This is a genomic window from Lachnoclostridium phytofermentans ISDg (assembly GCF_000018685.1).
GTDB lineage: Bacteria > Bacillota > Clostridia > Lachnospirales > Lachnospiraceae > Lachnoclostridium > Lachnoclostridium phytofermentans.
Genome location: NC_010001.1, coordinates 1,538,554 through 1,552,100, shown reverse-complemented (window position 1 = coordinate 1,552,100; position 13,547 = coordinate 1,538,554). Strand labels below are relative to the sequence as shown.

The following is a 13,547-nucleotide window of genomic DNA, read 5'->3' as shown; positions in this document are numbered from 1 at the left end:
TTAACTACGTTTATTTTCTATTTTACACCATTAAAATAATTTATGATACCCCTGCAGAGCTTATTTCAACTAATGTCTTAATTCGTTTCTTTGCTTATTTTCTAACATTATAGAGAAAAATGGCTTTAAGTTTCTTAGTGTATAACTAAACAATTATCTATCTTATAAGTATAAATTTTTACTGAAGTATCTATCCCCTCGATCCGGAAATAGGGTTACAATGTTTCCTTTTTTAACTTTCTCTGCTAATTTTATTACTGCTGCCAAAGCTGCACCAGAGGATGACCCTGCAATTATTCCCTCTTTTAATGCCAGCAGTCTCGCCCCTTCAAATGCTTCCGTATCCGTTATCTTTACAACATCATCCACTAAACTCATATCCATTGTTCCTGCAATAAAATCGTTTCCAATCCCCTCAATATCATAATCAGCATGTTCTCCGCCTCCCATGGTAGATCCAACAGGGTCAGCTAATATACCTTGTATCTTAGGATTTCTCTCCTTTAAATACTTAACGATTCCAGAATAGGTGCCACCGCTGCCTGCACCTGCAATAAAGTAATGAATCGAGTCCCCTAAATCTTGATATATTTCTTTACCTGTCGTTTCATAATGCGCTTTGGGATTTGCAAGGTTATCAAACTGACGAAGAGATATCGAACCCGGAATTTCATTTAACAGTTCTGATGCCTTATGATTCGCACCTTGCATTCCTTCCTCACGTGGTGTATTGATAATCTCTGCACCTAGAGCGCGTAATAAGGTTTGTTTTTCTACAGAAAATTTCGTAGGCACAACAAAGATAACCCGGTATCCACGGTTTAAGGCTGCCATAGCAATTCCTAAGCCTGTATTCCCCGCAGTTGCCTCAATGATTGTTGCTCCTCTTCTTAATAACCCTTTTTCTTCTGCATCCTTTATCATATAAAGCCCGGTTCTATCCTTTACACTTCCGGAAGGGTTCCAATATTCTAGCTTTGCATATAAATTCACTTCCTTTGGAACCCCTACATAATTTAATTTCACAAGGGGCGTATTCCCGATTAACTCCTGCATATTATCATATAACATAGCAACCTCAATTCCTGCGCAGACTTGTGCGCAAATGTCAAACATAGTGATACTTAATAAAACCACCAAGGCATTATTCCACCAAGACATCATTCAATCGATTATAATACTATCAAATTAAATTAAATCTTTCAGAATATTTATTTAGCTAAAAGTATTGCATTCTTAAGGTCTGCAATAATATCTTCTTTGTTTTCAATTCCAACCGAGAGGCGGATTAATTGATTTGATATTCCAACTTGCTTTCTTATTTCCTCCGGTATCGACGCATGTGTCATGCTGGCTGGATGGCATACTAGTGATTCTACACCGCCAAGGCTTTCTGCTAGTGTTATCAGCTTTAATTCACCAAAAAACTTTTCGATATGATACCCCTCGTTCAATTCAAAGGATATCATAGCACCCGGTCCGTCTGCTTGCTTCCTCTGGATTTCATAGCCTTCAAATGTTGTCAGCCCCGGATAATATACATTTTTTACTGCATCTTGATCTAAAAGCCACTCCGCTACAGCCTTTGCATTCTCCTGATGGCGGTCTAGCCTAACCCCTAGAGTTTTCATTCCACGTATTAACAAAAAGGCATCAAACGGTTGAAGAATTCCCCCTGTTGCATTCTGTATAAAGTATAATTTTTTTGCCAGAGCATCATCATTTACAACAGCTAGCCCTGCAATAAGATCACTATGCCCACCTAAGTACTTTGTTGCACTATGGACTACAATGTCAGCTCCAAGTGTCAGAGGGCGTTGTAAATACGGAGTCATAAATGTGTTATCAACGATTAATAATTTCCCCTGCTTTTTAGTAACTTCCGATACGGCTTTAATATCCGTTACTGTCATTAAAGGATTTGCAGGGCTTTCAATAAATACAGCCTTAACTTCTTCAGACAAAGAATTTTCAAGAAGTTCTAAATCATTCGTATCTACGATCTCATAATGGATACCAAACTGACTAAAAATTTTATCTAGCACTCGGAAGGTTCCACCATACACATTTTTTGATATTAATATCTTGTCACCCGTTTCAAATAAGGTTAAAACAGCTGTCGTGGCTGCCATACCTGAGGCAAATGCCAACCCATATAAGCCTTCCTCTAAATCAGCAATAAGTTTCTCAAGGGCTTCTCTAGTGGGATTTCCGGTTCTCGAATATTCATATCCCTTATGCTTTCCTAACCCTTCCTGTTTATAAGTTGACGTCTGATAGATTGGAACATTCACTGCTCCAGTTCTCTCATCTCCGTCAATACCTCCATGAATTAATGTTGTTGAAATCTTATTAAATTTGTCCATACTTATATCTCCTTCTCTTTTTTTGCTGTAATAAAATTGACGTTTTGGTATGCTTTTAATGAGCTATTATTAAGAAGATTATTTTGAATCTCCTTAGCATCTTGACTTTCTATAATGGTAAATCCATTTATACCAAATACCTTAGTTAATTCCTCACGGCTCATTACCCCTTTCATCTCTTCTCCCAACCGATTTGTCAAATTCTTTAGTATCTTCATTCTACCTAATTCATGATCAAATAAATTACTGTCCGGATAATCTAGTACCACAATACTTTCATTATCTGTAAGCTGCGACATATCTCTGATGATTTTAGCGAAAGACTCTAATTCTAGATAATAGGTCACTCCAAGTATTGCAAAGAATGTCTTTTTAGCTGGTTGAAAACCTGCTTCTATTAACGATTCCATCATATTTTGCTTGTCAAAATCAATAGAAATATGATGTACATTGTTTGGAATCAACCACTCCAATTGTTTTATTCTATTTAACTTATAGTGATGTGTATTGGGGTGATCCAATTCAAATATCTGAATCCGTTTATCTGTATTACGAAATGCAAATGAATCCATACCAGCACCGCAATTAACGTATTGTATTTCATTGCTATCTTCAACATATTTTTTTAAACATGTTTCTGTATACTTTATTCTTGATAGTATGATTGGTGAAACAAACTCATCCAACGCTCTATCCCACGTAGATTCAGATAATTGAAAATCTTGCTTCTTCATCATCTTATCAAGCATATCTTTTATAAGCTCAAATTCCTTCTCTCCTATCATTTCATAAGCCAAATAATCGTCATAAACTTTATTTGATGCAAATTTTGAATGATAGGCTCTAGTAAATGCACATATTTTCGCTGTCATACTGGCTTCGGTTTGTTGCATAAAATCTCACTCCTTTTTTTATTCATGAGGGAACTAATTTTTTACGTTTCTGAATTTTTTAATTCTTTCTGTTAGAAATATAGGTTTTAAAAATACGCCCTCCATAAATCCTTCAAAAAATTCTTTTAAACGCAAAAAAACAGGTACACCATACAATGCACCTGTCTTTCACATGTTTAGGAATTGTCTAGAAAAAGAGATAGACTACTCTACTATGTTTCTATAAAGCAGCACGAAGCTACAGGCACAAGTAATATGCAATTAAACTTGCCCCTGCAACAACATTCTGCTTTATTAGTTAGAAAATTTAGTGTAGTCATATAAACTCCCTCTTTAAAATAATTCATACTATTTTGATATGTTTAGTATAGTATATGACCTCATGAAACATATGTCAATATATTTCTAAATTTTTCTGAAGATTTTCTATCTTTTCGAATTTAAATTAATAAGTACAATCCATTAACTCTAAGCCATCTCCATACTCATTTCCTAAAATGTGATAAATGTCACATTAACACCTGACGGAAAACACTACCAAATGCATCTAAATATTTTTATAATAATCTCATAACTAAAATAATTGGAGGATATTATATGATCGTTAAAGTTGAAAATCTCGTAAAAAGATATAAAGATCTCCTAGCTCTTGACCACTTGAACTTATGTATAGAAAAAGGTGAAATCTTTGGTCTGCTAGGTCCAAATGGGTCTGGTAAATCAACTGCTATTGGATGTATCTTAGCTTTGCTAAACTTTGATAAAGGAAATATTGAGGTTTTTGGGAAACCTATGAGACCAGATAGCTACGATTTGAAACGTAAAATCGGAGTGGTTCTTCAAAATGTAGCAGTTTTTAACGAATTAACTGTCTATGACAATATCGATTATTTCTGTGGTTTATATGTAAAAGATAAAAATGAAAGAAAAAAGCTTGTAAGGGAAGCAATCGAGTTTGTTGGGTTAGAGGATTTCACAAAGTTTTATCCTAAAAAATTATCCGGTGGTTTGTTACGCCGATTAAATATTGCTTGTGGAATAGCTCATAAACCAGAATTAATTATCTTGGATGAACCCACCGTAGCAGTAGACCCGCAAAGTAGAAACCGGATATTAGAAGGTATTGTGGATTTAAATAAGAAAGGTGCAACAATTATCTATACCACTCATTACATGGAAGAAGTTGAACAAATTTGCAGTCGTGTTGCTATTATTGATAAAGGTAAAACGATAGCAGTGGGTACGAAGGAACAATTAAAAGCTATGATAAAGACGGGTGAGACCATCTGCATTGAAGTATTAGAGTTGGATGAGAAGCATCTTGATAATATAAAAGAGCTTCCTCATGTTTATAAAGTTGATTATGTCGACCAGAAACTATTAATTAGTTGCAGTGGAGGAAAGCATAACCTAATTCGAGTTCTTAACTATCTACAGTCAAATGAAGTAGCATTTGGCCGTGTCTATACAGAACTTCCAACCCTAAATGACGTTTTCCTTGAAATAACCGGCAAGGAGCTTAGAGATTAAAGGAGGCACTTATGTTTTTTCATCAATATAAATACCGTATCAAATACTTTTTAAAGACTCCAACCATACTTTTTTGGGCATTTTTCTTTCCTCTTATATTGGGGACATTATTTCGTGCTGCTTTTGGTGATGCAATGTTAAATCTTGGTGTTATGGATAGCATCCCTGTTGCTGTTGTGATTGAAAAAGAGCTACCACAAGAACATGCTCTATTATCTGTTCTTCCATCAGTTACTTATAAAGATGAAACTCCAATGTTTCAAGTTACAAAGACAACAAGGGAAGAAGCAGATCAAATGCTTAGAGAGGGAACAGTGAATGGGATCATAGTGCTATCTGATACTGTGGAACTATTTGTATCTGATAGTGAGCTACAAACCAATATTTTAAAACAATTTCTAGATCAATATAGCCGAATGAGCAAAGCAATAGAGGATATTGCAAGAAACAATCCGCAATCTCTTCCGAAAGCAATATCACTATTACAATCCGATGCCCAAAATATTGTGAAAGTATCACTGAATGGAAAGAATACCAACGGCTTTATCCAATATTTCTACTCCTTAATTGCAATGGCATGCATGTTTGGAAGTTATTTAGGTCTAAGCAATAGTATGGATATTCAAGGTAACCAAAAACCAGTAGCTGCAAGAAGATGCATTACTCCAACCAATAAGTTAATATTAATCCTTGCAGATTCCTCTGCAGCTGTAACCATTCATTTTCTAGAACTGATTGTTGTATGGATCTATCTTAGATTAGTTCTTGGTATACCAATTGGGGATCAGCCACTTTTCTTTTTGCTTACTGTATTTATTGGTAGTGTAATTGGTATTGCTTATGGTCAATTTGTTGGATCTATTAGCAAAGGTCATGAAGCACTACGCTTTTCTATAGTTACCGGAATTAGCTTAGTATTTAGTTTCCTCAGTGGTTTAATGGTTGATACAATAAAACACGTCATAGAAGTGAATGTTCCGTTATTAAATCGGATCAATCCCGCTTCTTTGATAACAGATGCTTTTTATAGTCTAACCGTATTTAGTGATTATTCTAGATTTACAAGTGATATTGTATCCTTAATAGTCATTGCAGCAATCTTTATTTTAGCAAGCTTTTTGATACTCAGGAGGGAACGATATGATAGTATTTAATACATTTTTTAAACTATTAGCTAAAAATAAATGGAGTATTATCATTAATCTAGTAGTCTTTTTAGGTCTTAGCTCCATTGCCGTACAAAATGGTTCTCCAGAAGATCAGATTAATTTTAAAGACATAAAACTGAAACTTTCTGTCATTGACCGTGATCATTCAGCAACTAGTATGGAACTTAAGAATTATATTGGTGAACTCCATATATTGACTGAACTAGAAGATGATCCTGAAGTTTTTCAAGACGAACTTTTCTTTAATACGGTCTATGAAATCATCATTATACCAGCTGGATTTGAAGAAAATCTTATCGCCGGGAAAGATTTGCCACTAGAAACTTTAGAAGCACCTGATGCTGGTGTTACAGCATTATCTAATATACAATTTGAGCAAATCATGAAATATTTAAAAACCTATCTTGCAATTGGGTATACACCATCAGATGCTATGTTAAAAACGAAAGATATCATGCAAACCAATGCGCCAGTTAGTCTTCAATTAGATAATCATAGTTTAGAGGAGGCTCCAAGATGTAATTACTATTTTCAATACCTCCCTTACCCGATGGTTGCAATATTGGTATCCTGCATTAGTTTAATTCTCATACTATTTAATCAAAAAGATATAAAAAACAGAACGGTTTGTGCATCTTTTTCTTTAAAAAAGCGTAATTTTGAATTATCTCTTGCTAACATCATAGTTGCTATTATTATTTGGGTTATACTTATGCTATTTCCTTTTATTCTAGTAGGAGCTGACATGATACACTCTGGTGTATACGGATTTTATCTACTGAATAGCTTTACCTTCCTCATTGTTAGTTTTAGCATATCCTATCTCATTGGTATATTTAGTAATTCCGTGGAAACAATCGCTATCTTTAGTAACTCAGTATCTCTTGGACTATGCTTTTTAGGTGGTGTATTTGTTCCTCAGTCGGTTATGAGTAAACAAATACTTTACATTTCAAAATTTTTACCTTCGTACTGGTACGTTATTACGAATAAGATTATAGGAAAAAATACAAAACTTGTTGGAAGTGTTTTAAAAGATGTTATATTTGGTATTTTAATACAATTTTGCTTTGCGATTGCTATCTTTGGTATCTCGTTGGTAATTACAAAAAGAAAGACTCAAGCTTGTTAGTTTTGGATAAATACTTTAAGTGTTAATGAATAATTGTATAAATGAATAATAAAAATGCGAGAATGATTCATACTCTTTCTAGCTTAAAGATAAGCTCAGAATATGAAATCATTCTCGCTATTTATTTTCTAATAAGAAAAGCCCTTGCAACTCTTTATTGATCTCTTTATTGATCTCTTTATGCATCTTTTTATTACATCTTTTTATTACATCTCTTTATTGTTTCTATACATAAATAATATTCCAATTGCTTGACAAACAAACTACATTAAGTAACCTTTATTTTTGAATTAAGTTAAGCATACTGTACCTTCAAGTTAAAATCAAATTAAGATAACTGTTTTAACTCCTCGATTTCATTTAGTAACTCCTGCTTTGTATCAGAAAACAATAAGCTTTGATTATGCTTTACATAATGTTCACTTCCATGTTCACCGATGAATTTCATACTATAAAAGTTTCCTGTAAGTTCTGTTAAGAAAACGACTAATTCCTGACTTTCTCCAAAGGTTTCCTCTAAGAAAATAAAGGAATTCTCCAAGGAGTTCGATGTTGTAGTAATTTTATTTTGATAGTCTTCCACCATTGCATCAAATTCCGCTTTGATATAAGAGAAGGCATGATCATTTTCTTTCAAACGATTTAGAAGTATCTGCTCTTTGAAGTAGTATAACTTTAAAATTAACTTATTCAAGACCTGACCTTGCGTGCGATCCAATAACCCTGCTAATTTTTTATCTGCAAGCTCTTTCTCTTTTTGAGTAATGATATCAGTCATGATAACTTCCGGTTCCATATAAGCATTTGCAAAATACTCCTTTACTTCCTTTAGGGTAGCATGAAGTCGCTTTAGATATTCACCCATCTGATAAGATTCATAAAAATCACAAGAAAGTCGATCAAGTAATAAGGAAAGAACACTTAACCTTTCATCAAAACCAGCGGTACGCAATTGTCTCTTTAAATGCAACTCTGCTTTACCATCTAAGATATCTTGTACTTGATAATCCTGTCGATACTTTAAGTACAATTCGTAATAGTTTGCAAAGTCTTTCGCAATCTTAGGATGTTGTAGATATCCTCTAACAACTTCTTCTGTAACAGGTAAATGAAGTACTTCGTATGCATACAAAATTTGAGATAAATCCTCCCAACCTCTTGCTGTCACAAACTGCTTCCCATCGACTGACATTTCAATAATATAAAAATTATTTTTCTTAATCTCTAAATAAGATAAGATGGAGCCATGGAGTTTTTGTATATAAGCATACTCTTTCCATACATTATAATCTTCTATAAGCTCAATTCGTTTCACTCTATCAAGAGTTACAATATCAAATTCACGAACGGAGCGATTATATTCCGGTGGATTACCTGCACCAACTACAATCCAGCCTTCCGGAATGCTGTGATTTCCAAATGTTTTATTCTGAAGAAATTGAAGCATCGTTGGAGCCAGCGTTTCTGACACGCAGTTAATCTCATCTAAGAATAAGATTCCCTCTTTAAGCCCTGTATTTTCCATCTTCTCAAACACAGAAGCAATAATTTCACTCATCGTATAATCTGTAACAGTATACTCAAGTCCTTGAAAACTTCGTTGTTCAATTTTGGGAAGTCCGATTGCACTTTGTCTAGTGTGGTGAGTAATGGTATAGGAAACCAAACCTATCTCGCACTCTCTTGCAATCTGCTCCATAATAGCTGTTTTACCAATGCCCGGAGGTCCCATAAGTAAAATAGGACGTTGATGCTTAACAGGTATCATATATGCCCCAAATTCATCTTTTTTTAAATACGCTTGTATGGTATTTCTTATTTCAATTTTACATTCTTTAATATTCATCGTTACTATCACCCATCTTTTCAATTTGTTCTTCTTCTAATACTACCTTCATTGCCCAGGCAGGTACTTTGTCTTCCTCATACTGATTCCGAACAAAAATAAAGGCAGTTTCGTATTCTGGTTGTTTGCTAGGAAAAATACCATATCCATCTGTAAAATATAGTAATCCTTTTAAACGCTTTAATTCCCCCATTTGTTTTAATTCCCCGATATATTCAAACACAGGTCTAAAATCTGTATTACCAAATCCTTTTACCTGAAAATGTTCCATGTAATCATTTAGTTCCATGAGATTTGTAAGGATCTTATGTTCCTTAATTTCTTCATCGCACTGAATCAAATGAATTCGAAATTTATCATGAAATGTCTCTGTGTTTTTAAGAATTTTTATTGTTTCTTTTAAAAAACGATAGATTAAACTACTAGCACATGATCCAGAAGTATCAATTGCTATTACAATCTCCTCAACACGCATTTCATCCTTATATTCCAATGGTTCTATAAAAGGAACATTCCCATAATGCTCCATACCAAAAGTATAAAAACCATAGTCAAACGAATCCTCATCTACTTGAAGGCGCTCTTTGTATACTGCAAATTTATGAAGAAATGTCTGATAATCATAGATTTCACGATTAGCTGCACCAATACCTTTTAGTAAGCTCTCTGTCGCTTTTGGATTATTTGCCTGATAAGTCTCAAGGTCTGTCTTAAGCTTTTCACTGATATCCTTCCAACGATTTTCCTGCGCTTTTTTATTGTTAGCTTCACGATCATGAAGTCCGCTGTCATCCATCGGATTGTCATATGACATATATTCTTGTGTTTGATTTTCTTTGGTTCTATCTTCTTTGAATTTATCCTCATTGGATTTATCTTTTTCTGAATTATCTTCACTGGATTTATCTTCTTCGGATTTATCATCTTTAGATTTATCTTCTTGTGATTTATCTTCTTGTGATTTATCTTCTTGTGATTTATCTTCTTGTGATTTATCTTCTTGTGATTTATCTTCTTGTGATTTATCTTCTTGTGATTTATCTTCTAGAGTTCTATTTTCTTGACTGTTTTCTTCTTCAGTCTTATCTTCCCTAGTCTCGTTTTTTCCTTCTTGATTATTCCCCTTATCCTTGTTCCCTTGTTCATTATCTTGTTGTTCTTTTTCTTGTTTCTCTTTATCTTGTTTTTCTTCCCCTGTTTGATTCTCTCTTGTTTGTTCCTTTGAATTCTTCTCTTGGTCTGCTTGCTCATTCTTTTGTGAAGAGTCAGGATTCTCATTTTGATTAGAGTCCTCACTATCCTTCACTTTATTTTTTGAGATTCCAAAATCCCAAAACTGATGGTCGCATACTAAGAATTCAGCGCTATATTGAACAAGCTCTCGCTCAGTTAACCAATTTGTTTGAAGCAAATGATAGATTCCCTCCGCTGTGAATACCTTAAGTTCCTTGGATAAACGTTCATAAAGTTCTTCTCTACGAGATGTAACAAGTCGTTTCGTTGCCTTATTATCCAGGCCATCTATAATATATTCCACTGCGATATCACATGCTAAATTCCATTTTTCTTCGTCTCGTTCTTCTCTTAAATACATATGACGAAATATACTATGGAGTAACATGTGAAGATAGGAACGGTTTACATATACACTATCATAAGTGTATTTTTCTATTACAAATCTAGGATTATAATAAATAGTACTTCCGTCCGTTCCCATATAAAAAGAGGACATCCGTAGCTCATAATTTAATTCACTGAGTGGAACATCTAAAAAACGCATGGATAAGTACAACTCATTGGAACTATTTTTTAAGATTCGCTCTCCAAGCTGCCTTAGTCTTTGCTTAACCTCATGCTCCATTCTAACCTCCATTTCTTCCTGCCTATAAATCAAAGGTCATACTTTTCTTAAGGTAATTCCGTTGTTTATAGCTTAAAAAATAACTAACAAGTTCTAATTTTTGCTGTCTACGTGCATATTCCATTAAATAATCCAGTTGCTCTAAGGTTATGATGCTTTCCTTTATTAAGCAAAGGATTTCTTCTCGCATTTCATCTTCAACTAATAATTTCATTAATACTTCAAAATGTTCTCTAATAAAGTTTCCGTAATTTTCTTTCGCTGTATTCATCAGTTGATACGGGTACATGATTCGATAAAGTGCAATGAATAAAGTTGTATCTAACATATCAACCGCCATTCCGACATGAAAGATCGAATCATATTTTTTGTAATCAATATCACTATCGGTCATACACTCACGATAATGTACTCCGGAGCCATAGGTTTCCTGACGAATAATTCTTGCAGAGTTATTCTCTACATAGTCGTATAAAAACTTTGGGAAAATTATCTTCGCAGTTTTCCCTGTTTCATAAGCATTCTGTCCATAGTGAAGTGTAACTGTCAGCTCTGAACTAAATTCAGATAAGATATTTCTTACTACTGCAATCTTTCCATTTCTTAGAAATATTTCAATCGATTTTAATAAGTAGCAGTTCTTAAAAGCTCCATCACCTATGCTATGAATTGCATCAGAAGCAACCATGCTTTCTAGTTTTCTGCAATCATAGAAAGCATGGTTACCTATTGTTGTTATACTATCGGGAATGATTACCTTTTGTAAACTTCTACAATTATGAAACGCATAATCTGCAATTTCTGTGACTGGAAGTCCATCTATAACACTTGGGATTTCAATCTGACTCGATGTCCCATTATATTTTTGAACGATAATTTCGTTATTTTCTTTTCTAAATTCAATATCCTGTCTCATTTTTTTCCTTATCTAAGCGCTACAATTTGCGCTAATCAAGTTTATGTACAATCACGGACACAAACTTGCTGAATTAAAAATTATATAAAATAATTTCACCCTTGAGCCTGCTCAGTAAGCTGGATGTTTGTGCCGAAGATTACATAGTTGCAGTAATATTCTAATGTTTTCAAGATAATTACTATTATAAACCTATTCTAAAAAAACTGTTCTGTTACTTACGATTATAAATAAATAAGTCAGATATTTCAACTCCAACCTAACGTAAATTCTTTATACTTATCGAACATAACTCGATTGATTCATTCGCATGGCATAATACATCGAATAAATCCTAACCAAGATAAAGTAAACTTTGTTAACTTTTCCTTATCATAAATAAGAACAGGGCGATCACACAATACCAAGATTGATGTGACCGCCCTATTATATAGATATTCGCAATCCGCTTACGCTACTTGCTCATTACAATTTCAAAATCCCTAATTCAATATAAGTTAATCTTATCTAAATAAAATATTATTTACGATTGTTTCAAGAACTTCCTGACGACCACTCTGCATTACTGGTTCACTATGTGTTAAAACATACTGCTCTAATTCTTCAAGAGATGTAGTTCCATCCACAATTGCTTTACCAATTCCTGTTTTATAGCTTGCATAACGATCATCTACAAATTTTGCGATTCTACCATCGTCGATAATCTCAGCAGCCTTAATTAAACCAAGTGCAAAAGTATCCATTCCTGCAATATAACCGTATGCAATATCATCAAATTCGAAGGAACCACGTCTTACCTTTGCATCAAAGTTAAGTCCGCCGTTAGTGAATCCACCAGCCTTAAGTACTTCAAGCATTGCAAGAGTTGCACTATGAACATCAGTTGGGAATTGATCCGTATCCCATCCAAGGTTTGGATCACCCTGGTTTGCATCTACAGAACCAAATGCACCATTAACTCTAGCCATTGCAAGTTCATGTTCAAAGGTATGACCTGCAAGAGTAGCATGGTTTGCTTCAATGTTCATCTTGAAATCTTTTTCTAAGCCATATTTGCGAAGGAAAGCAAGTACGGTTGCTGTATCAAAATCATATTGATGCTTGGTTGGTTCCTTTGGCTTTGGCTCAATATAGAAGTCGCCATCAAAACCATTTGCACGGCCATACTCTACAGCCATCTTCATAAGTCTAGCCATATTATCAAGCTCAAGTCCTAAATCTGTATTAAGAAGTGTTTCATAACCTTCACGACCACCCCAGAATACATAACCTTTACCGCCTAATTTAATTGTTGCATCTAATGCATTCTTAATCTTAGCAGCAGCATATGCAAATACGTCTGCGTTGCAAGATGTGGAAGCACCATGCATAAATCTTGGATGACTAAAGTTATTAGCAGTACCCCATAATAACTTGATACCAGTCTGATCCATCTTCTCTTTGATGTAATCAACGATTTCAAAAAGATTCTTCTTTGACTCTTCAAAAGTATCACCTTCTGGAGCAATATCTGCGTCATGGAAACAGAAGAATTCAATTCCTAATTTAGTCATTAATTCGAAACCAGCGTCAACTTTTGCCTTAGCAAGTTCCATTGGATCTGTGATATTTCCGTAGGTTCTATCCATAGTTGTTACACCGAATGGATCAGCACCACCTGCACAAAGAGTATGCCACCAAGATAATGCAAAACGACAGTGCTCTTTCATTGTTTTACCCGCTACAACTTTATTTGCGTCATAATATTTAAAAGCAAATGGATTCGTTGAATTTGGGCCTTCGTATTTTACTTCTGGAACATTTGGAAAGTAATTTTTCATTGGATTCCCCTTTC

General features: G+C 34.2%; 10 protein-coding genes. 3 read left to right on the top strand and 7 right to left on the bottom strand.

Features of this window, described 5'->3' with window-relative positions; genetic code table 11:
* Positions 1 to 162: 162 nt before the first annotated feature.
* From CPHY_RS06455 to CPHY_RS06445, 3 genes are all read right to left on the bottom strand, one after another.
* Positions 163 to 1,137, bottom strand: coding sequence for a PLP-dependent cysteine synthase family protein (locus tag CPHY_RS06455; RefSeq protein WP_330370911.1), 975 nt, complete (start codon positions 1,135 to 1,137; stop codon positions 163 to 165).
* Between the two features lie 74 nt (positions 1,138 to 1,211).
* Complete coding sequence (locus CPHY_RS06450) at positions 1,212 to 2,366, bottom strand: trans-sulfuration enzyme family protein (protein WP_012199259.1); 1,155 nt, start codon at positions 2,364 to 2,366, stop codon at positions 1,212 to 1,214.
* A gap of 2 nt (positions 2,367 to 2,368) precedes the next feature.
* Positions 2,369 to 3,259: a class I SAM-dependent methyltransferase gene (locus CPHY_RS06445; protein ID WP_012199258.1), complete on the bottom strand. Its 891-nt coding sequence runs from the start codon at positions 3,257 to 3,259 to the stop codon at positions 2,369 to 2,371.
* A gap of 597 nt (positions 3,260 to 3,856) precedes the next feature.
* Between CPHY_RS06445 and CPHY_RS06440 the strand changes: the two genes are divergently transcribed.
* The 3 genes from CPHY_RS06440 to CPHY_RS06430 are packed head-to-tail and all read left to right on the top strand — an operon-like array spanning position 3,857 to position 7,090.
* A complete protein-coding gene (locus CPHY_RS06440; protein WP_012199257.1) occupies positions 3,857 to 4,789 on the top strand; it encodes an ABC transporter ATP-binding protein in 933 nt (310 codons plus the stop codon).
* Positions 4,790 to 4,800: 11 nt separating this feature from the next.
* Positions 4,801 to 5,943, top strand: a complete 1,143-nt coding sequence (locus CPHY_RS06435) for an ABC transporter permease (protein WP_012199256.1) — start codon at positions 4,801 to 4,803, stop codon at positions 5,941 to 5,943.
* Complete coding sequence (locus CPHY_RS06430) at positions 5,930 to 7,090, top strand: ABC transporter permease (RefSeq protein ID WP_012199255.1); 1,161 nt, start codon at positions 5,930 to 5,932, stop codon at positions 7,088 to 7,090. Before CPHY_RS06435 ends, CPHY_RS06430 begins: the two co-directional genes overlap by 14 nt.
* A 328-nt stretch (positions 7,091 to 7,418) precedes the next feature.
* Here CPHY_RS06430 and CPHY_RS06425 read toward each other — a convergent pair whose 3' ends face one another.
* The 4 genes from CPHY_RS06425 to xylA all read right to left on the bottom strand — a co-directional run bounded on the left by CPHY_RS06425 (position 7,419) and on the right by xylA (position 13,533).
* Entirely contained in the window at positions 7,419 to 8,936 is a 1,518-nt protein-coding gene (locus CPHY_RS06425; RefSeq protein ID WP_012199254.1) for an ATP-binding protein, read from the bottom strand.
* The gene (locus CPHY_RS22720; RefSeq protein ID WP_012199253.1) at positions 8,926 to 10,797 is read right to left on the bottom strand and encodes a VWA-like domain-containing protein; all 1,872 of its coding nucleotides are present in this window, start codon (positions 10,795 to 10,797) and stop codon (positions 8,926 to 8,928) included. The genes CPHY_RS06425 and CPHY_RS22720 overlap by 11 nt, the downstream gene beginning before the upstream one ends.
* Before the next feature lie 22 nt (positions 10,798 to 10,819).
* The gene (locus CPHY_RS06410) at positions 10,820 to 11,713 is read right to left on the bottom strand and encodes a leucine-rich repeat domain-containing protein (RefSeq protein ID WP_012199252.1); all 894 of its coding nucleotides are present in this window, start codon (positions 11,711 to 11,713) and stop codon (positions 10,820 to 10,822) included.
* 503 nt (positions 11,714 to 12,216) lie between these two features.
* On the bottom strand, positions 12,217 to 13,533 hold the full coding sequence (gene xylA, locus CPHY_RS06405) for a xylose isomerase (protein WP_012199251.1): 1,317 nt from the start codon (positions 13,531 to 13,533) through the stop codon (positions 12,217 to 12,219).
* Positions 13,534 to 13,547 lie beyond the last annotated feature (14 nt).